The organism is Actinomadura sp. 21ATH (assembly GCF_041951345.1).
Lineage (GTDB): Bacteria > Actinomycetota > Actinomycetes > Streptosporangiales > Streptosporangiaceae > Spirillospora.
Map to the genome: position 1 here is coordinate 273393 of NZ_JBGNUR010000002.1, position 18561 is coordinate 291953.

18 protein-coding genes are annotated in these 18561 nt (G+C 71.7%); 8 read left to right on the top strand and 10 right to left on the bottom strand.

The annotated features are described in order from the left end of the window. The 7 genes from ACA361_RS07925 (at position 1) to ACA361_RS07955 (ending at position 6813) form a co-directional block, all read left to right on the top strand. Positions 1-723 (top strand): SDR family NAD(P)-dependent oxidoreductase, encoded by a 723-nt coding sequence (locus ACA361_RS07925; RefSeq protein WP_375011154.1) that lies wholly within the window; start codon positions 1-3, stop codon positions 721-723. Beyond that, complete coding sequence (locus ACA361_RS07930; RefSeq protein ID WP_375011155.1) at positions 713-1243, top strand: MarR family winged helix-turn-helix transcriptional regulator; 531 nt, start codon at positions 713-715, stop codon at positions 1241-1243. Before ACA361_RS07925 ends, ACA361_RS07930 begins: the two co-directional genes overlap by 11 nt. 305 nt (positions 1244-1548) lie before the next feature. Continuing rightward, positions 1549-2784 (top strand): epoxide hydrolase family protein, encoded by a 1236-nt coding sequence (locus tag ACA361_RS07935; protein ID WP_375011156.1) that lies wholly within the window; start codon positions 1549-1551, stop codon positions 2782-2784. Between the two features lie 408 nt (positions 2785-3192). After that, the gene (locus ACA361_RS07940) at positions 3193-3450 is read left to right on the top strand and encodes a hypothetical protein (protein WP_375011157.1); all 258 of its coding nucleotides are present in this window, start codon (positions 3193-3195) and stop codon (positions 3448-3450) included. A gap of 18 nt (positions 3451-3468) precedes the next feature. Continuing rightward, positions 3469-4374 carry an MOSC domain-containing protein gene (locus ACA361_RS07945; protein WP_375011158.1) on the top strand — a complete coding sequence of 302 codons (906 nt, stop codon included), beginning with the start codon at positions 3469-3471 and terminating at the stop codon, positions 4372-4374. A gap of 281 nt (positions 4375-4655) precedes the next feature. Beyond that, positions 4656-5588 (top strand): SMI1/KNR4 family protein, encoded by a 933-nt coding sequence (locus tag ACA361_RS07950; protein WP_375011159.1) that lies wholly within the window; start codon positions 4656-4658, stop codon positions 5586-5588. A 190-nt stretch (positions 5589-5778) separates the two neighbouring features. Beyond that, positions 5779-6813 (top strand): aldo/keto reductase, encoded by a 1035-nt coding sequence (locus ACA361_RS07955; protein WP_375011160.1) that lies wholly within the window; start codon positions 5779-5781, stop codon positions 6811-6813. Here the strand turns inward: ACA361_RS07955 and ACA361_RS07960 are convergent. The 7 genes from ACA361_RS07960 to ACA361_RS07990 all read right to left on the bottom strand — a co-directional run bounded on the left by ACA361_RS07960 (position 6810) and on the right by ACA361_RS07990 (position 13986). Beyond that, the gene (locus ACA361_RS07960) at positions 6810-7700 is read right to left on the bottom strand and encodes a helix-turn-helix domain-containing protein (protein WP_375011161.1); all 891 of its coding nucleotides are present in this window, start codon (positions 7698-7700) and stop codon (positions 6810-6812) included. The genes ACA361_RS07955 and ACA361_RS07960 overlap by 4 nt on opposite strands. Positions 7701-7775: 75 nt before the next feature. After that, a complete protein-coding gene (locus ACA361_RS07965; RefSeq protein WP_375011162.1) occupies positions 7776-8192 on the bottom strand; it encodes a hypothetical protein in 417 nt (138 codons plus the stop codon). A 200-nt stretch (positions 8193-8392) separates the two neighbouring features. After that, complete coding sequence (locus ACA361_RS07970) at positions 8393-9457, bottom strand: MBL fold metallo-hydrolase (RefSeq protein ID WP_375011163.1); 1065 nt, start codon at positions 9455-9457, stop codon at positions 8393-8395. Positions 9458-9807: 350 nt separating this feature from the next. Further along, complete coding sequence (locus tag ACA361_RS07975) at positions 9808-10905, bottom strand: FAD-dependent monooxygenase (RefSeq protein ID WP_375011164.1); 1098 nt, start codon at positions 10903-10905, stop codon at positions 9808-9810. Positions 10906-10950: 45 nt separating this feature from the next. Further along, positions 10951-11928 (bottom strand): fumarylacetoacetate hydrolase family protein, encoded by a 978-nt coding sequence (locus ACA361_RS07980; RefSeq protein WP_375011165.1) that lies wholly within the window; start codon positions 11926-11928, stop codon positions 10951-10953. A gap of 13 nt (positions 11929-11941) precedes the next feature. Continuing rightward, the gene (locus tag ACA361_RS07985; RefSeq protein WP_375011166.1) at positions 11942-12868 is read right to left on the bottom strand and encodes a VOC family protein; all 927 of its coding nucleotides are present in this window, start codon (positions 12866-12868) and stop codon (positions 11942-11944) included. A 101-nt stretch (positions 12869-12969) separates the two neighbouring features. Then, the gene (locus ACA361_RS07990; RefSeq protein ID WP_375011167.1) at positions 12970-13986 is read right to left on the bottom strand and encodes a PDR/VanB family oxidoreductase; all 1017 of its coding nucleotides are present in this window, start codon (positions 13984-13986) and stop codon (positions 12970-12972) included. Positions 13987-14174: 188 nt separating this feature from the next. On the opposite strand from ACA361_RS07990, the gene ACA361_RS07995 reads away from it, so the two are divergent. Beyond that, positions 14175-15113 (top strand): LysR family transcriptional regulator, encoded by a 939-nt coding sequence (locus ACA361_RS07995; protein WP_375011168.1) that lies wholly within the window; start codon positions 14175-14177, stop codon positions 15111-15113. Positions 15114-15203: 90 nt separating this feature from the next. Here the strand turns inward: ACA361_RS07995 and eno are convergent, their stop codons facing one another. Genes eno through ACA361_RS08010 form a run of 3 tightly spaced genes read right to left on the bottom strand, consistent with a single transcriptional unit; the run spans position 15204 to position 18543 of the window. Beyond that, entirely contained in the window at positions 15204-16559 is a 1356-nt protein-coding gene (gene eno, locus ACA361_RS08000; RefSeq protein WP_375011169.1) for a phosphopyruvate hydratase, read from the bottom strand. Beyond that, complete coding sequence (locus tag ACA361_RS08005) at positions 16556-17557, bottom strand: phosphotransferase family protein (protein ID WP_375011170.1); 1002 nt, start codon at positions 17555-17557, stop codon at positions 16556-16558. Before ACA361_RS08005 ends, eno begins: the two co-directional genes overlap by 4 nt. Further along, positions 17554-18543 (bottom strand): C-terminal binding protein, encoded by a 990-nt coding sequence (locus tag ACA361_RS08010; protein WP_375011171.1) that lies wholly within the window; start codon positions 18541-18543, stop codon positions 17554-17556. Before ACA361_RS08010 ends, ACA361_RS08005 begins: the two co-directional genes overlap by 4 nt. Positions 18544-18561 lie beyond the last annotated feature (18 nt).

Below are 18561 nucleotides of genomic sequence, written 5' to 3' on the forward strand. Positions count from 1 at the left end.
ATGGGACGCACGATCGTGGTCAGCGGTGGCGGCACCGGTATCGGCAAGGCGGTGGCGGCACGTTTTGCGGCCGACGGGGACCGGGTGCTGATCATCGGCCGCCGCGCCGACGTGCTGGAGAAGGCGGCCAAGGAGATCGGCGGCACGGCGCTGCCGGCCGACCTGAGCGAGCCCGCCGAGGTCGCGCGTGCGCGCGCCGACCTGGCCGAGCGCTTCGGCACGATCGATGTGCTGGTCAACGGCGCAGGCGGCAACGTCGAATGGCACAGCGGGCCGGGCGACCTCGCGGCCCGGTGGACGGGCAACTTCCGGGCCAACGTGCTGAGCGCGGTGCTGCCGACCGAGGCATTCCGTGATCTGATCAACCCGTCCGGGCGGATCGTGTTCATCAGCTCGATCGCGGCGTTCCGCGGCTCGGGCGGCACCTCCTACGGCCCGATGAAGGCGGCCCTGCACCCCTACGCGTTCGACCTCGCCGCCGCCCTGGGGCCGCGCGGCATCACGGTGAACGTGGTCGCCCCCGGGCTGATCGAGGACACCGAGTTCTTCGGCGGCACCTTGGACGACGAACGCCGCGCGATGCTCGTCGCGCAGACCCACACCGGCCGGGCCGGGACGCCGCAGGACATCGCCGAGACCGTGCACTGGCTCGCCTCGCCCGGTGGCGGGCACGTCACCGCGCAGATCGTCCAGGTGAACGGCGGGGCCGAGCGTGGCCGCTGAGCCGCGGCGCGACAGCGCCGACGCCATCCAGGACGCCTGGCGCCGAGAGCTGCCGGGCGCCCCGGTGGAATCGATCGGGGTCATCACCCGGATCTGGTGGGCCGCCAAGGTATTCGGCGACCAGCGCCGCCGCCTCCTCGCGAACCTCGGCGTGGACGTGGCCACCCTGGACCTGCTGTCCACGCTGCGGCGCTCCGGCCCGCCGTACCGGATGAGCCCTGGCGAGTTGGCCGACGCGTGCATGGTGACCCGCGGCGCGATCACCCAGCGTGTGGAGCGGGCGGTCAAGGCAGGGCTCGTCGAACGAACCACCGCCGGGTCCGGCTACCACGCGCGCGCGGTCACCCTCACCGACGCGGGCAACGCCCTGCTCGACCGCGTGGTCGCCGACCTGCTCGCGGCCGAGGACCGCCTCATCGGCCACCTCGGACCCGAACGCCGCGAGCAGCTCGCCGACCTCCTGCGCGACCTGCTAGCCGGACTCGACGGTCCGAGCCTGACCGGGCAGGTCGGGGACTGACCCTGACGTTTCATCCTCTTTGGGCGATGAGCAGGACCCGTCTGCGTAGCAGCGGCAGCCCGGCCCGTCCGAACATCCGTCTGCGGCATGGACGGACGGCCGGGCGAGCGCCTCTGGCCGCGCTACGAGGCGGCCTCATAGCCATCGAGGGCGCCGTCGCGGATGTCAGAGTTCGACACCTCAGCCGGGCCGCTCGTGCGCGTGAACGACCTGAACGACGCGGCGCCGGAGGACCGGCAGGCACTCATCGCGCCGCGGCCCACACTCTCTAAAATGACCAGCTCGCCTATCGAGTAAGGAACGTCATGACCAGCGCGCACGCCTTTCCCCTAGAGCCCGCCCCGATCCATGTGCCCGACGAGGTTCTCGACGACCTGCGCGCCCGCCTCGCTTTGACCCGTCCGCCGCTGGACGAGGGGAACGAGGACTGGTCGTACGGCGTCCCCGGCGGCTATCTCCGTGAGCTGGTCGCCTACTGGCGGGACGGCTACGACTGGCGCAAGGCCGAGGCCGCCATCAACACCTACGAGCACTACCAGGTGAGCGTCTCCGGTGTCCCGGTGCACTTCATGCGCAAGCCCGGCCGCGGTCCCCGCCCGATCCCGCTGATCCTCACCCACGGCTGGCCGTGGACGTTCTGGCACTGGTCGAAGGTGATCGACCCGCTCGCCGACCCGGCCGCGTTCGGCGGCGACCCCGCCGACGCCTTCGACGTCATCGTGCCGTCCCTGCCCGGTTTCGGCTTCCCCGGCCCGCTCACCGGCTTCCCGGACGTCAACTTCTGGAAGGTCTCCGACCTCTGGCACACCCTGATGACCGAGACGCTGGGCTACGAGAAGTACGCCGCCGGGGGCTGCGACATCGGTGGGATCGTCTCCAGCCAGCTCGGCCACAAGTACGCCGACGAGCTGTACGGCATCCACATCGGCTCCGGGCTGCCGCTGAACTTCTTCAACGGCCCCCGCGCCTGGGACTTCGCCCGCAACCGCCCTCTCACCGACGACCAGCCCGCCGACGTCCGCGCCCGCATCATCGAACTGGACCACCGCTCGGCGGTCCACCTCGCCGTGCACATGCTCGACGGCGCCACCCTGGCTCACGGGCTGAGCGACTCGCCCGCCGGACTGCTCGCCTGGCTGCTGGAGCGCTGGACGGCCTGGAGCGACAACGGCGGTGACGTCGAGTCCGTCTTCACCAAGGACGACCTGCTCACCCACGCCACGATCTACTGGGTGAACAACTCCATCGCCACGTCGATGCGTTACTACGCCAACGCCAACCGCTACCCATGGGCCCCCGCCCACGACCGCACCCCGGTCGTCCAGGCCCCGGTCGGCCTCACCTTCGTCACCTACGAGAACCCGCCCGGCATCCACACCGCCACCGAGCGCGTCCAAGCGTTCAAGAACGGTCCGCAGGGCGACTGGTTCAACCATGTCAACGTCAACGCCCATGACCACGGCGGCCACTTCATCCCCTGGGAGAACCCCGACGCCTGGGTGAACGACCTGCGCCGCACCTTCCACGATCGCAGGCCCTGAACGGCCCTGCGCGCCTCGTCCGACATCGGCCCAGTCGGCCCCGGGTGTGTATGAGTAGATCGCCGGCCTGAAGTGCTCCTGGGGCGTCGGCCGGTCGGAGCCTCCGATCGGGGGCTCCGACCACTGCCTGCCAAAGCGCGCATACTGGCTTTCGACAGGCTTGATTGACAGGCGGTATGCATGCAGCGGCGGCGGTTTGGGCGGCGAAGTGCCGGGCTGGGCCGAGCGGGTGCAGCTGGAGGGGCAAACCCTTGGCGGAGGCTTCGTGCGGTCCTGGCCGAACCCGGACTTTGATGATCTTGCTGGGTGGGGGATCATCGGGACGGTGAGCGTTTCGCCGGGTCGATTACTGCTCGCATCTGGACGGTAGAAATGGGCGGACGCGGAAGGCGGCCGGATCATGGGGCCGTGGTCGGCGAGCTGATCGGCGCCGTCATCGTCGTCGCCTTCCTGGGCTTGGCCGTCCGAGCAGAGTGGATGATCATTACTGGTCACGAGAACGCGGGCGACACCGTCGAACGCGTCTGGGGCGGAATCATCTGGTTCTTCCTTGGCCTCGGCGCCCTCGGCGGCCTGGTCCAGTTGCTGTTCGGAGCTTCGGACCGGGAGGCCGGCGGTGGGGGCGGGGCCGAATTCGGCCTTGGCGACGACGACCCCGGCGTCTGACTCCAGGAGACGACCACGATGACCACCACGACAGCGGCCGCCATGACCATCGTCGGCCTGTGGCGCTACCCGGTCAAGAGCATGGCCGCCGAGCCCCTTCCCCGGGCGCATCTCGACCCCGGCGGCATACGCGGCGACCGCGCCTGGGCGCTGCGCGACCAGACCCGCGACGTCATCGCCGACGCCCGCGCGCTTCCCGTTCTGCTGAACCTGACCGCCCGCTTCCCGGTCCCGCCCGGTCCCGGCGAGCTGAGCCCGCCGGTCCGGATCAACGCGCCCGGCGCGGCCCCGGTCTCCTCCACCGATTCCGACGTCCACCGCGGCCTCTCCGAGATGATCGGCCGTCCGGTCACGCTGTGGCCGCGGCTGCCCGCCGAGCAGACCGCCCACTACCGGCGCCGCCCTCCCGCCGACGGCGACTGGGACCGCTACCTGCGCGAGTTCTTCGACGTCGAGACCGCCGCCGACGCCCCCGACCTGTCCGCGCTGCCCCCTGAGGTCGCCAAGTACACCACCATCCCCGGCACCTACTTCGACGCCTACCCCCTCCACCTCATCACCGACCGGACCCTGCGCACCCTCGGCGTACTCGCCGGCCACGACACCCCCGCCGACGTGCGCCGGTTCCGCCCCAACCTGCTGGTCAACGTCCCCGGCGACGCTCCCGATCCGTTCCCCGAGCATCAATGGATCGGACGCCGACTGCGCATAGGAACGGTTCTGCTGGAGGTCACCGCGGCGACGCCTCGCTGCGTGATGATCAGCCATCCCGTCGCCGACAGTCCCCGCGACCGTCACCTGCTGCGCACCGTGCACACCAAGGCCGCGCACAACGCCGGCGTCTACGCCCGCATCGTCCGCCCAGGAACCGTCCAGCGCGGAGACACCCTTACCGTCCACGACGCCCCGCCCGGGCCGACCTGACCAGGCGGCCGGGCGGGAGGTTGCCGACGGGCGAGCTGCTTGAGTACGCGGAGTGACCGGCGCGCCTGACCTCCCCGGGCGGCACCTTGCCGAACCTCTCGCCGAGAGCGACCCCATCCCGGCCACGCGCATCGACAAGGCACAGGCGGCCGCCGACTGCCGGGGCCCTGCCATGGTCGCCTCGTGATGTACGAGCCCGATGTGTTGCGGTCGCCGGCCAGAATCGTCCGGGTCCCATGCGACGCTGGCACCGCTGATCGACATGAGGAGAGCGGCAGCCCATGACCCGGCCAGAGACCGTCACGTTCCGTGCCACGACCGAGAACGGCGAGGTCGTCGACAACCCCGCCGGAGACGCCATCCGTGCACTGATGGACGGTCTCGACACCACCGACAACACCTTTGTGATCATCGAACCGATCGAGGACGACCCGTCCTGGTACATGGTGATCTCCCTGCGGCACGGGGACACCTTCGAGGTCGAGCGCCGCGACCTCGCTCGGCAAGAGCACGAACTCGCGGACCAGGCCGGGCGCGCCTCCGTCGCCGAGGCCGCCGCCACATGGATCGCGCAACGGCGGACCCCGCGGCAGCACTGGGAACGGGCGGCCGTCGAGTCGCTGGACGAGGCAGGGCGGCGCATCGAGGCGTGGCTGCGAACGAACGCGCCGGTCACCTTCACCTCGCTGGGCTCGCCCGCGGCGGCCGAAGAGGTCGCCGCAGTCGCCCGCAGGCTGGAATCGGAGTTCCCGCCCGACCTGACCGCCTGGCTGCTCCGCCACGGCGGTGCGCGGGGCGGCCAAGGACTCCCGCTGCCGCGCGGCTTCGTCCTGCTGGGCGCGCAGGAGATGGCCGCGTACACCGAGAGGCGGCGGAAGCTCGACGCGGACGCAGGAGATCCGGAACAGGACTGGTACTGGCCCAGGGAATGCGTGGGGCTGGCAGCCAATGCCATGAGCGCTGACGCGCTGCTGGTCGACTGCACCCCGGGGGCGGGATTCGGGCGCCTCGGAACGCATGATGCGGTCTTCGGCATCGAATTCGACGTGGCATCCGACCTCTGCGCGCCCAGCATCGGCGCCCTCCTGACCGAGGTGGCCGACTGCCTGGAGCAGGGCGGTCACTTCCGGGAAGGCTTTCCCTCCTGGGACGACCATCCCGAGCGTCCGGCCGTCCTCGACGGCCGGTTGATCTGGCGCACGGACGAGCCCTGAATCTCGAACGCCGGCCCGTCGCGCCGTCCGATGGCCGTGACCGGCGAAGCATGCCCGCGGGGCGCCGCGTCCGCCACCGGCCATCGCGGCGGCACGATCCTGCAACGCGCACGGTTGTGAAAGACGCCCGGAGGGCTCCTCGGCAGCATCAAGAGCGGAAGAGAGCCGTTCTCACCTGCGAGGAGACATCATGGCGGCGGACCACCCATCGCGGCGGGCAGTGATCAAGGGCGCCGGCGGTGTCGCGCTCGCGACGGCCGGCTGGACGGCGGCGGGGACGAGCGGCGCCGCGGCCTCGGCCGGCGCGCGCGACCTGCTCACCCGGCCGTTCCCGGGCACCGGCGAGCGGGTCCCGGCTGTCGGCATGGGCACGTTCATGACGTTCGACCGGTTGCCGCACACTCCGCGCGGCCACCTGCGCGAGGTGCTGCGCCGGTTCCACGCCGCCGGCGGCCGGGTCGTCGACACCTCCGCCCTTTACGGCATGTCCGAGACGAACGTGGGGCTGTTCGCGCGGGAACTGGGCATCACCGACCGGCTGTTCCTGACCGACAAGAGCTGGGTGTGCGGCGAATACCTGAACGACGTCTCCCACGCGCGCCGGCAGTTCGAGCAGTCGTTGCGGCGCCTGCACCGGCGGCGGCTGGACGCCGTCCAGGTGCACAGCCTCACCAACACGGCGATGGTGCTGCCGTTCCTGCGCGAGTTGAAGGAGGAGGGACGCATCAGGTATCTCGGCGTCACCCACCACGAGATCCCCGAGCAGGCGGCGGCGGTCGAGCGCTGGATCCGGACCGGCGACCTGGACGTCGTCCAGATCCGGTACTCGATCTTCATGCGGGAGGCGGAGCGGCGCATCCTGGCCGCGGCCGCGGACCACGGCACCGCCGTCATGGTCAACATGCCGCTGGAGAAGGCCCGGCTGCCCGAACTCGTCCGGGGGCGGCGACTGCCCGGGTTCGCTCGCGAGATCGGCTGCTCGACGTGGGCGCAGTTCTTCCTCAAGTACGTCCTGTCGCACCCGGCGGTGACGTGCGTGCTGCCGGCCACGACCGTGCCCGCGCACGCGGAGGAGAACGCGGCGGCCATGCGCGGCCCGCTGCCCGACGTGGAAACGCGCGCCCGGATGGTGCGGCACATGGAGTCGATCCCCGGGTTCGCTGAGATCGACAGCCGGCCGTGGTATCCGGGCAAGACCTTCACGGGCGGGCAGGTGAAGCTCTAGCCGGCGCGGTAGCGGGCCGGGGTCACGCCGTACCGGCGGCGGAACGCGGTGGTGAGATGGCTCTGGCTGGACAGCCCGACCTGGTACGCGATGCCGGCGATGGGCAGATCGGCGCGCTCGCGCAGCAGCCGGGCGGCCCGCTCCAGCCGCCGTTCGGTCACGTACCGGTGCGGCGGTACGCCGGTCGCGGCGCGGAACGCGCGGGCGAAGCCGTACCGGTTCATCCCGGCGACCCCGGCCAGCGCGTCCAGCCGCAGGTCCTCGCCGAGCCGGTCCTCGATGTGGTCGAGGACCGCGCGCAGCGTCCGCCCGTCCAGGCGCGCGGGCTGTGGCGTCGCCGCCGGAGGGGCGGCGCGGCCGGAGTAGCGCCGCACGAGGTGGAGCAGCACGGCCGTGGCGACGCTGTCGGCGAACAGCCGATCCGCAGGCCCGTTGCCGGTCCCCCGCGCCGTTCCCTCTACCAGGGCGAGGGCCATCTGGTGGAGGAACGGGTCGGGACGGTTGGTGTGCGGAACGAACTCGACCCGCGCAAGGTCCCCGGGCGCTCCCAGGGCCTCCGGGAGATCCGGGGCGAGCCGCAGCGCGGCATAGGTGATCGTCGCGTCCCGGTAGAGGGTGCGGCGAGCCCGGCCGGCGGGGATGAACGTCGTCGCGCCGGGGAAGTCGGCGCTCTCCACCGGGCGCTCCCCCTCGACGGCGGCCGTGGTGTGGCCGCCGTCGCAGGACAGCGTGACGAACAGCAGGTGGTCGGGGCGCCGGGTGAGGCCCTCGGTGCCATCGGAGACCCGCCAGCGAACGTGGTCGACGCCCAGGCCGTCCCAGTCCGCCGACCGCCGCCACAGGTCGCGCCCGCCGTACGCATGGACGACCGCCGGGTGCCTGCCCATCGAACCTCCCGGATCCCTTGCGGCCACCCCATCCCCTCGAAGCGAAAGCCTGGATAAAGACCGCTCTGGGCCGGCTCAAGCAGAGGCCGGACGGCCCGAAGAAGCATGGGCACCCTCGTGAGCGCTCGGCGAAGGCGGAGGCAGGCGCTGAAGGATCTCCTCGAACAGTTCCTGGCGGCGCCGCGAAGCACTCCAGAAGAAGCAGGCGAGTCCAGAGAAGAACGCCACCCCCGCCAGGACCGCCAACACCAGCCCTCGCAGGAAGGCGACGGGGTCGAGCAGCCGCGCCTCTTGGCCGCGCCCGATCTCAAGGGTCCTGAAGGAAGGCGAGGTGACGGAGCCGAAGACCTGCAGCGCACCCACCAGCGCCAGCAGAGCCGCAACGGCCAGCGCGCACCAACCGAGGACGATCCAGCGTTTGGGAGTCATACGGAGATCGTGCTCGTTCATCCATTCGCGCAGAACCCCACGTCCCACTTCGGCCAGTCCCATCCGCGGGAGACGACACGCCAGAGGGCCGTCTGGGCTGCCAACCGCCAGCAAGTCACGGAGACGCGGGCCGACTCGGGGGTTGAGAACCCCCGCACCCAAGGGGAGCCGGGTGCGGGGTCAGTCGTCACAGCCGCCGTCGCTGGCGGCGAAGGCGGGGCTGCCGGTCCGTCCAAGCGGGGCCGGTACGGCCGCTGGTCAGGTCAGCCGATTGGGATGCGCATGAGGTCGTGCCCGGCGATGATGCGTCCGGTGTAGCCGGCGGTGCGGGCGCCGGCACGGGCGGCGCGGGCCCAGGCGGCGTCGCCGCGGACGGCGGGGTCCCCCGGAGCCAGGTGGGACAGGACGATCTCGCGGGCATCGGAGGCGGCCCCGACCTCGCCGATATCGGCGACATCGACGTGCACGCTCGTCATGTGCTGGATGAGGGGTTCGCCCATGCCCTGGGCGCGGAACCAGGACACGTCCACCGCCTCGTGAACGAGCACGTCGGTGCGGTGGGCGAGCCGGTTGAGCCCCTCGCTGAGGGCGGTGTCGCCGGAGAAGGTCACCGAGCCGGCGTCGGTGTCGAAGCGGTAGGCGTAGGAGCGCACGTTGCCGTGGGGAACGAGCGTCGCGGTGACCTTCAGGTCGTCGTTCTCCATGACGGTGAACGCGGCCGGGGAGGCGGGCAGCTCGTGGACGCGCAGCATCGAGGCCGGGTCGATGCCGAAGCGGCTGGTGATGAAGGCGTTGGAGGAGGCGGCGAAGGTCTCGTTGGCGCGCCTGGTGGTCTCGGCCAGCCCGGGGGCGGGGTCTTTGGGGGATATCGGGCCGTTCGGGGTGCCGCCGGGGCCGGGGCCGTAGACGTCCACCATGCCGCCCAGGCCGGGCTGGGGCGGCTGGACGCCCGCGCATAGGAGCGGGAAGGAGAAGTAGTCCACGATGTGGTCGGCGTGCAGGTGGGTGATGAAGACGGCCTTCAGCGACGGCATCGTCAGCCCTGCCCGCAGGTATTGGGTGACGGCTCCTCGCCCGCAGTCGATGAGGTAGGTGTCGCCGTTGACGACCAGGGCCGAGGCGATCCCGGTCCGGTTGCCGAACGGCGGCGGGCCGCCCGCGGTGCCCAGTAGTACCAGCTGGGTGCCGTGCCGCTCGGGCCTCTCCGCATGGGCGGGTTCGGCGTGCAGCATGGTGGCCCCCGCGGCGCCACCGAGCAGGGCCGCGGCGCCCAGCAGGGAGCGCCGGCTGACCGCAGGGACCTGGGACTCGCTTTCGCATTCGTGCACGATGAACGCCTTTCTGGCGTGGGCGGAAGGCCGTGGAAGGGAGGCGACGATCGCCCCTCAATTCTCCAGGTCGGGGTGGCGTTGGCGCGGCATGCCGGAACGACGGGGACGGGACACGATGGCCGACTTCGCTGGAAATGCTTATCCGGTTACCCGATAAGGCCGATCGGCCAAGACGATTATGAGGCAGCCGAAAAATGCTGTCCAGGTGGGCGGGCATTGATATGCCGTATAGCGGCCATCCGGGCGGCGAATACGTTCGCCGGTACGCCACCACCCGCATGGCCGCCCTGCCGGATATCTCGCCGCCCGAGGCCGGTGGACGGAAATCGGCGGTACGGGACCCGGGCTCAGGGACGTTCGGTCATCGCGGTAGCGACGCGGGCCATGGCGCCGGGGACGTCGGCGCCGGGGCCGGGTTCCATCTGCCATCTGGCGATCTGCAGGGAGGTCTCCACGACGGTGCGGACGCGGTCGATCCGGCGGTCGCGGAACTCGTCGAGCAGCGTCCGGTCGAGGCCGCCGCGCGCCAGGAGCAGTTCCGCCAGGACGGACGCGTCCTCCAGGCACTGGGCGGCGCCCTGGGCCAGGGTGGGAGGGCAGGCGTGGACGGCGTCGCCGAGGAGGAGCACGTTGCCGCGGTGCCACGGCCCGTCGACCAGCAGCCACTCGAAGTGGGTGTAGTTGATCGGCACGGTGTCGGTGAGGGTCGGCTTGATCTCCTCCCAGGCGCCACCGTACGGGTGGGCGAGTTCGCGCATCATCCCGGCGAGGCGTTCGCGGGGGATGACGGCCTGGTCGGTGACCTTGTCGACGAGGTAGGCGTAGATGGAGTTCTCGCCGGTGGGGCAGTATCCGGCGATGTAGCACGGTCCGCCGTACATGAGTTCGGTGCGCCGGATCCGGGCGGGGCGGGGGACGTGGGCCCGCCATGCGCCCATGCCGACCGGTCGCGGCTCGGTCCCGATGCCGATCATCCGGCGGACCGAGGAGCGGATGCCGTCGGCGCCGATGACGAGGTCGTACTCGCCGGTGGTGCCGTCGTCGAAGGCGACGGGGTCGACGGAGGTCACGGTGCGGCCGAGCATGAGCCCGGCGCCGGCGCTCTCGGCCGCTTCGACGAGAATGGAGCACAGCGCGGGCCGGTACATGCCCAGGGAGGCGGGCAGGTCGGGTCCCCCGGACCGGATGTCGTCGCTCTCGAAGAGCAGGTCGCCGGTGGGGGTCCGGATGCCGACGGAGTCGAAGGCGTAGCCCTCGGCCTTGACCCGGTCCCAGACGCCGAGGTCGCGCAGCACGCGCAGGGCGTTGCCCTGGAGGGTGATGCCCGAGCCGAGTGCGGTCCAGGTGGGGTTGCGTTCGGCCAGTTCGACGGTCACGCCCGCGCGCGCGAGCAGGATCGCCAGGCTGGTTCCGGCGATGCCGCCGCCGACGATGAGAACCTTCATGATGCCTCGCTGTGGGGTGGTTCCAGGGGGTGGTTCTGCGGGGTGTCAGGCCGGGACGCAGCGGTTGCGCTGCGCGCCGATGCCCTCGATCGCGGCCTCCAGGACGTCACCGGCCCGGAGGAACCGGTTCCAGTGGCCGCCGTTCCCTTTGGGGCTCCCGGTGAGGACGAGGTCTCCGGGGAGCAGGCGCACGGAGGCCGATGCCTCGGCGACCAGGCGCGCCACGTCGAAGATCATGTCGGCGGCGGTGTCGTCCTGCATGGTCCGCCCGTTGAGTTTCAGGGTCAGGCGCAGGCGGGACGGGTCGGGCACGAACAGCGCGGGGACGATGAACGGGCCGGTGGGCAGGAACGTCGGCTGGTTCTTGGCGCGCAGCCAGTCCCCGCCCAGTGCGCGGTGCTCAGGGGGGAACTGCCAGTCCCGCGCGCTGATGTCGTTGCACACGGTGTATCCGGCGACGTGGTCCATGGCCTGCTCGGGTGTCACGTGCCGGGCGGGGCGGCCGATGACGACCGCGAGCTCGGCTTCCCAGTCGGGCCGGGACGTGCCCTCGGGCAGGAGGATGTCGTCGTGGGGCCCGCACATCGCGGACGGCAGGCCGATGAAGAGGAACGGTCTCCCTTCGCTGAAGGCTTTGAGCTGCTCCTGTGCCGCGGCCTGGGCCGTGGCGTCGTCGCCGCCCGCGGCCCGGGCCTGAGCCGTCGCCATTTCCAGCAGGTGGGCCCGGTAGTTCGCTCCCGCCTGGATGATGTGGTGCGGCGTGACCGGCGGGAGGACGCGCAGGTCCGCCGGGTCCAGCCGGCCGGAGTCGCCGGCGGTCTCCGCCAGCGCCGCGAGCCGCGGCAGCGTCTCCTCCCACCGTTCCAGCAGCCGGCGGACCGTGACGGGACCTTCCAGCGGGCCGCCGTCCGGCAGGGGCAGGACGCGGCCGCCGACGACGAGGCCGGCGAAGGCGCCGCCGGTGGAAGGGTGGGCGAAGGTGCCGAGCGCGAAGCGTCGCGCGGCGGCGGGAAGGCTGGTCACCCGTTCTCCTTCGTCAGCGCCGGTAGGGGCGGACGGTCTCGTTGGGCTGCATGACGAAGTGGTGTCCCCACATCTCGGCGCGCTTGCCCTCGGTGACGTCGATGTAGCGGGGTGAGCGGGCCTCGGTCTCGGGGATCGGCAGGCCGTCCCAGCCGTACTCGATGAAGAATCCGGCGGGGTTGTGGATGTAGAAGGAGACGGTCTGGTCCCCGATGTGGCGGCCGAGCCTCATCAGCAGGTCGGGGTTCTGGTCGCCGCCCAGGACGTCGTAGTAGGCGTAGCCGACGTCGTCCAGGGAGTTGCACTCCAGGTAGATGTGGTGGAGGCCGAGCATGCCGTCCATCTGCAGGAACGCGATGCTGTGGTGGCGCGGGTTCGAGCGCAGAAACCACATGTCGCCCAGCGGCGGGTTGAGGCGGATGATGTCGGTCGTCCGGAACCCCAGGACGTCGGTGTGCCACTCGGACGCCTCCTTCGCGTCGGGCACGACGAACACGACGTGGCCCAGCCCCTGGTCCCCGGTGACGAAGCCCTGGTGGGGGCGGGGCGGGTCCCAGTCGCGGTAGCCGCTGGACTGGTAGCAGAACGCCTCGTAGGGCTGGCCGTACAGGTCGGTGAACGTCACCAGTTCCTGGACGCCGCGGGCCTCGCACAGGGCCCGGTCGGCCCGGCGCGGGCCGGCGCCCGCCTTCTCCAGCCGGGCCTCCAGGGAGTCGAGGTCGCGGTGGTCGAGGACCTCCCATCCGACGTAGGCGAGCCGGTGCTCCCGGCCGGGGTGGACGGACAGCCGGTAGTCGGCGTCGTCGATCTTGATGCGGACGGCGCCGTCGGCACCGTCCGGGCCGAGCATGCAGGCGAAGGTCTCGGGTGCCCAGGTGCGCCATTCGGCATGGTCCGGGGATTCGACCCCGACATATCCGAGTTTCGCGATCTCCGTCATGAGAAGCCCTTTCGGTGAGTTTCAGCGAAATCTAGCCATGCCGGCCGCGCCGCGGGAAATAGATGTCAGCGATACGTGTTATTACGCGCCGCGGGGCGCCGCTATAGATCGAGGACGAGTTCGGGCGTCCGGGAGCGCGACACGCACGTGAGGATGATGTCGCCGGCCGCGCGTTCGCCGGCGTTCAGCAGCCGGTCGCGATGGTCGGGAACGCCTTTCAGGACCCTGACGGCGCACGCTCCGCAGAAGCCCGCTCCGCATGCGACGGGCACCTCGACGCCCATGGCGCGGAGCCCCTCGTTCAGCGAGGTCCCCGCGGGGACCTGGAACGACAGCTTCGAGCGCGCCAGCACCAGTTCCACGGCCCGGGACGTTCCGCCGGCGCCGGCAGGGCCCTCGAAGCTCTCCCGGAAGAGGCGGACACCGGGCCGGCCGGCGAGCGCGCCGTCGACCGCGGCGACGAACGGCTCGGGACCGCACGCGTATACGGCGGTGCCGTTCGGCACGTCCTCGTCCCGCAAGGCCGTCGCGATGTCCTCATCTTCCCGCGCGACCGTCAGAGCGGGTTCGAGGTCCGCCAGCTCCCGCCAGCCGGCCACCTGGCGGGCGTCACGCCCGAAAAGGGTCATCGACCAGGGCATCCCGGCCGAGGCGGCCAGGCGGGCCAGCGGGATCAGCGGTGCGACGCCCGCGCCGCCCGCGAGGAACCGGTACCGGCGGGCCCCGGCCAGCGCAAGCCCCGGCAGCACTCCCAGGTACTCGATCCGGTCCCCTGCTCGCAGGCCGTCGTGAAGGTGGCTCGACCCACCTCGGGACCGCTCGTGCCTGCGTACGAGGATCCGCCAGAAGCCGCGCTCGTCGGTGCGGCCGCACAGCGAGTAGGGGCGGACCAGCCCGCGGGCGAGCAGCAGGTTCACGTGACTTCCGGCCGTCCAGCGGGGCAGCGGCCGCCCGTCCGGATCCCTCAGGTCCATGGCGAGGAGCGACGGGGCGAGGAGGGTCCTGGCCGCCACGACCAGCGGTCCTCCCGAGCCGCCCGGCCGGCGGGCGGCGGGACGGACGCGTCCGTATGGAGACCGCTGCCGGTGCGCCGGGGCGGGCGAGGGCTTGGAGGTCATGCCGGGACGGTAATCACCCGGACGCGACGAACGAAGAATGTGGACCATTGGCGACCGCGATACCAATTATGAAATGGGCGTCTTCCGCGCGATGGCATCGCGGCGCTGTATCACAGGTCACGGCAACGGGTAGTGTCGGGTGGCCGGGCCCGGCCCGCATTCGGAAGGTTCGTAGAAAGCAGCGTTCCATGGAACTGGGTAGATTCGATCTCAACCTCCTCGTCGTGCTGGACGCGCTGCTGCGAGAGAAGAACGTCACCCAGGCCGCCAGGCGGCTGCACCTGTCCCAGCCGGGAGTGAGCACGGCGCTGTCGCGTCTGCGCAAGATGCTGGACGACCCGCTGCTGGTCCGCCAGGGCCGGCATCTCGCCCTCACGCCGCGGGCGGAGGCGCTCATAGAGCCGGTCCGCGAGACCCTGGCGACCATCGAGCAGAACATCCTGCAGCCGCCGCAGTTCGATCCCGAGCGCGACACCCGGACGTTCTCCGTCCTGGCCAGCGACTACGTCGGGATCGCCCTGCTGCGGCCGCTGCTGGCCCGCATCGGCGACCAGGCCGCGCGCGTGCGCATCGACATGACCGCGATCCCCGCCGGCTGGTTCGACCAGGTCAAGCGGGACGAGGTGGACCTCGCGATCGTGCCGGACCGGATGGTCGCCGGGGACGACTTCGAGGCGCTGTCGAGCATGAGGGTGATCGAGGACCGCTTCGTCGCCGTCGTCTGGAAGGACCATCCGGTGGCCGCGCGGGGCCGCCTGACCGCCTCCGATCTCGGCCGCTGGCCCTACCTGGCCTACGCCCCTCCCCAGGGGACGAGCCTCGTCGAGGACGGGCTGGACGAACTGGGCATCGCGCGGTCCGTCGAGGCCACCGGGTCGAACTTCGCCTCGCTGGCGTTCCTGCTCCCGGACACCATGATGATCGCTTTCGTCCCGGAACGGCTCGCCACCAGGGTGGCTCCGGCCGCGCAGGTCGTGGCCGTCCGGCAGGACTTCCCGCTGAGGCCGCTGACGCAGTCCGCCTTCTGGCACCGGCGCCGCGACCGGGACGGCGGCCATGTCTGGCTGAGGCAGGAGCTGCTGGCCACCTCGCGCCTGGAGTTCGACGACCTCGACCACGGCGCCTGAACGGTCCGGCGGCACACGGGTGCGGGCGTGCGGCCCGCGGCGGCCACCGGAAGGGGCGCCGGCCGCCGCGGGCACTAGTACGGCCGAGTGTCAGGCGAAGCGGGAGAGCTCCTGGCCACCGGCGTAGACGGCGCCTTCCCCCAGCGCGGATTCCAGCTGGATGAGCCGGTTCCACTTGGCGGTGCGCTCCGAGCGCATGGTGGATCCGACCTTGATCTGGCCGGTGTGCCACCCCATGGCCAGATCGGCCAGCCAGGTGTCCTCGGTCTCGCCGGACCGGGCCGACAGCACCGTGGTGTACCGCGCCGAGTGCGCGCGGCGGACGACGTCGAGCGCGCCGGACAGCGTGCCGGCCTGGTTGGGCTTGACGAGCACAGCGTTGGCGGCGCGAGCGGCGACGCCCTTCTCCAGGCGGTCCGGGCTCGTCACGAAGAAGTCGTCGCCCAGGATCTGCACGTGCCGCCCGTGCCGCCCGGGCCTGGCCGGCGCCGAGCCGAGCACGCGCGTGGCCTCGGGCCAGCCCTCCCAGTCGTCCTCGGCGAGCGGATCCTCCAGGGAGACGATCGGGAAGTCGGCGCACCACCGCGCGAGCTCGGCGATCAGCTCCGCCGATGTCAGCCGCCGCCGCTCCGCGGCCAGCGTGTAGTGGCCGTCGCGGTCGAAGAACTGCGTCGCGGCGATGTCGATGGCGATGCCCACGCCGGTGCCGTCCCCGCCGTCCAGGGCCAGCCCCGAGCGCTCGATGCCCTCGCAGAGCACCTCCAGAGCGGTCCGGTTGGTGGGAAGGACGGGCCCCAGCCCTCCCTCGTCGGCGACCAGCGCCACCGGCAGCCCCCGCTCGTGCAGCACCTCCGCGGTCCCTTCGCGAACGCGCGACGCCCACTCGACGGCCTCGGCGAAGGAGCGCGCCCCCAGCGGGACGACCAGGAAGTCCTGCACGTCGATCGAACGGCCCGCGTGGGCCCCGCCGGAGATGATGTTGACCATCGGTACGGGCAGCAGCGGCGCCTCGCCCTCCCGTCCGGCCATGGCGGCGGCGTGCTCCCACAGCTCCCGGCCGCCGCTACGGGCGGCCGCCACGGCGGCCGCGACGGAGACCGACAGGACCGCGTTCGCGCCCAGCCGGCCGAGGTCGTCCGTGCCGTCGAGCTCGCGCAGCCGCCGGTCGAGGGCCGCCTGGTCGGCGGCGTCCAGCCCGCGGACCGCGCGGGCGATCTCGCCCTCGACGTTGGCGACCGCCTTCAGCACGCCGTTGCCGGCATAGTGGCCGGGCTCGCCGTCGCGCAGTTCCCGCGCCTCGTGCGTGCCGGTCGACGCGCCGGACGGGACGAGGGCCGTACCGCGGCCGCCGCCGGCCAGGACGACCTCGCAGCCGACGGTGGGCTTGCCGCGCGAGTCCAGTGCCTGCCAGGCGCGCAGGGACGAGATGGCGGTATCGGATGTCATCTGATCAACTCCCAGGCGTTCAGGACGCCGTTCGACTGGTCGTGGGGGTGGCCGCCGGTGAGGAGCGCCCTGCCCAGCTCTCGTGCGCGCAGCCTTCCGGCCTCGGTGAGGTACGGGGCGGGGCTCTTGCCGTCGACCCGCGCGATCAGCAGGCATCCGATCTGGCGCGCCAGGTGCCCGCCGTCGAGCGTGAGCGAGTCCCGCATCTGCCGGGTGTAGGACTGGCAGAAGGCCGCGGCCGCCCCCTGGTACAGGTCCGCCCATCGAGGGGCGTGGACGCTCTTGAGCAGGAGGTGGCTGAGCAGGAACGCCGGATCGAAGGCCGCGTCGCCGAGGTGGGCGACCTCCCAGTCGAGCACCCACATCCGGCCGCCGGAGGCCAGCACGTTCTTGGGACTCAGGTCGCCGTGGACCAGGCAGTCGCGCGCCGCGTACATCGCGCCGACGGTCTCCTCGACGATCGGCGCGAGGTCCCGGTGGGTCGCGGCGACCTCGCGGTGGAACGGGTCGGTGCGCAGCTGCGCGAAGACCGTCCGGTCCTCGAAGCCGGCGAGCCGCGTCGTCTGTCCGGCCGTCCGGGCCTGCCAGACGCCGAGAGCGTGCCCCAGCGCCCGGGCGACTCCGGTGTCCACCACGCCGGACAGCAGGTCGTCCCGCCAGTTCGTCCAGCTCCTGGGAGCGCGCTCGATCACCAGGTATCCGCCGGCGAAGTCCACGACGGCGGGGACCGCCTCGGGCGTCTCGGCGTGTGCGAGACGCAGCGCCCGCGCCTCGATGCCGATCCGCGCGACGTCGGCCTGCCATTCCCTGGCCACCCGCAGGACGGGCAGCGCGCGTTTCACCACGACGTCGATCCCGGGCCCGGAGACGGCGAACACGTCGTTGGAGACCCCGCCGGTGAGGGGGACCGCCTCCGTCCGAGCCGGATCGGGGACCATGCCTCGCGCCGTGAGGTGGCCGAGGAGCGCCGTGACGTCGTCCGATGGCTGGGAACTCACCGTGCCTCCTCCATGCGCAGGGCCGGAATCTGGAAGACCTCGGGATTGACCACGTTCGCCGGGCGCCCGCCCCGCAGCACCTCCGCGACGTTCCGCGCTGCCTTCTCGGCGAGTTCGGCCGTCGATCCATCGGAATAGAAACCCACGTGGGGCGTGAGCACCACCAGCGGATGGTCACGGAGCCGGTGCCCCGCCGGAAGCGGCTCGGGATCGGTGACATCGAGGCCGGCGCCCGCGATGTCTCCGCCGTCCAGCGCCCGGACCAGCGCCTCGGTGTCCACGAGCGCGCCGCGCGAGGTGTTGACGAGGTAGGCGCCGCTCTTCATCATCGACAACTCCCGTGCGCCGATCATGCCGCGGGTCCGCGGAGTCAGCGGGCAGTGCAGGGACACGACATCGGCCTCGGCGAGCCCCTCCGCGAGATCACCGACCACCCGGACACCGTCCGGCGGGCCGCCGGAGCCTCCGCCGCTGCGAAAGGCCAGGACCTGCATGCCGAGCGCCCGCACCCGCGGGACCACCCGCCGGGCGATACCGCCCAGGCCGACCAGCAGGATCTTCTTGCCGCGCAGGCGGACAGGCGTCCCGCCCGCCCGGTTGTCCCATCCGCCCGCCCTCACGTCGGCGGACAGCGGGCCCAGGCGGCGGGCCAGCGCCAGCACGAGCAGCAACGTGGTGTCGGCGACCTCGTCGCCACAGAAGTCCGGGACGTTGGACACGACGATGCCGAGCGCCGTGGCATGGGCGACGTCGATGTTGTCCAGGCCGACGCCGTACCGGCCGACCGTGACGCACCGCGTCGCCGCGTCCAGCACGGAGGCGTCGACGGTCTTCCAGCATGTCAGGATCGCATCCGCCGCGGGAGCGAGTTCGAGCAGTTCTTCCCGCTCCCCGGTCCGCGCCACCAGGAACTCGGCATCCAGGAATCTCCGCTCGACCTCCAGGTCCGGCCATGCGTAATCGGTGACCAGTACGGTCGGTTTCATCTGAAGCAAGTCGCCCCT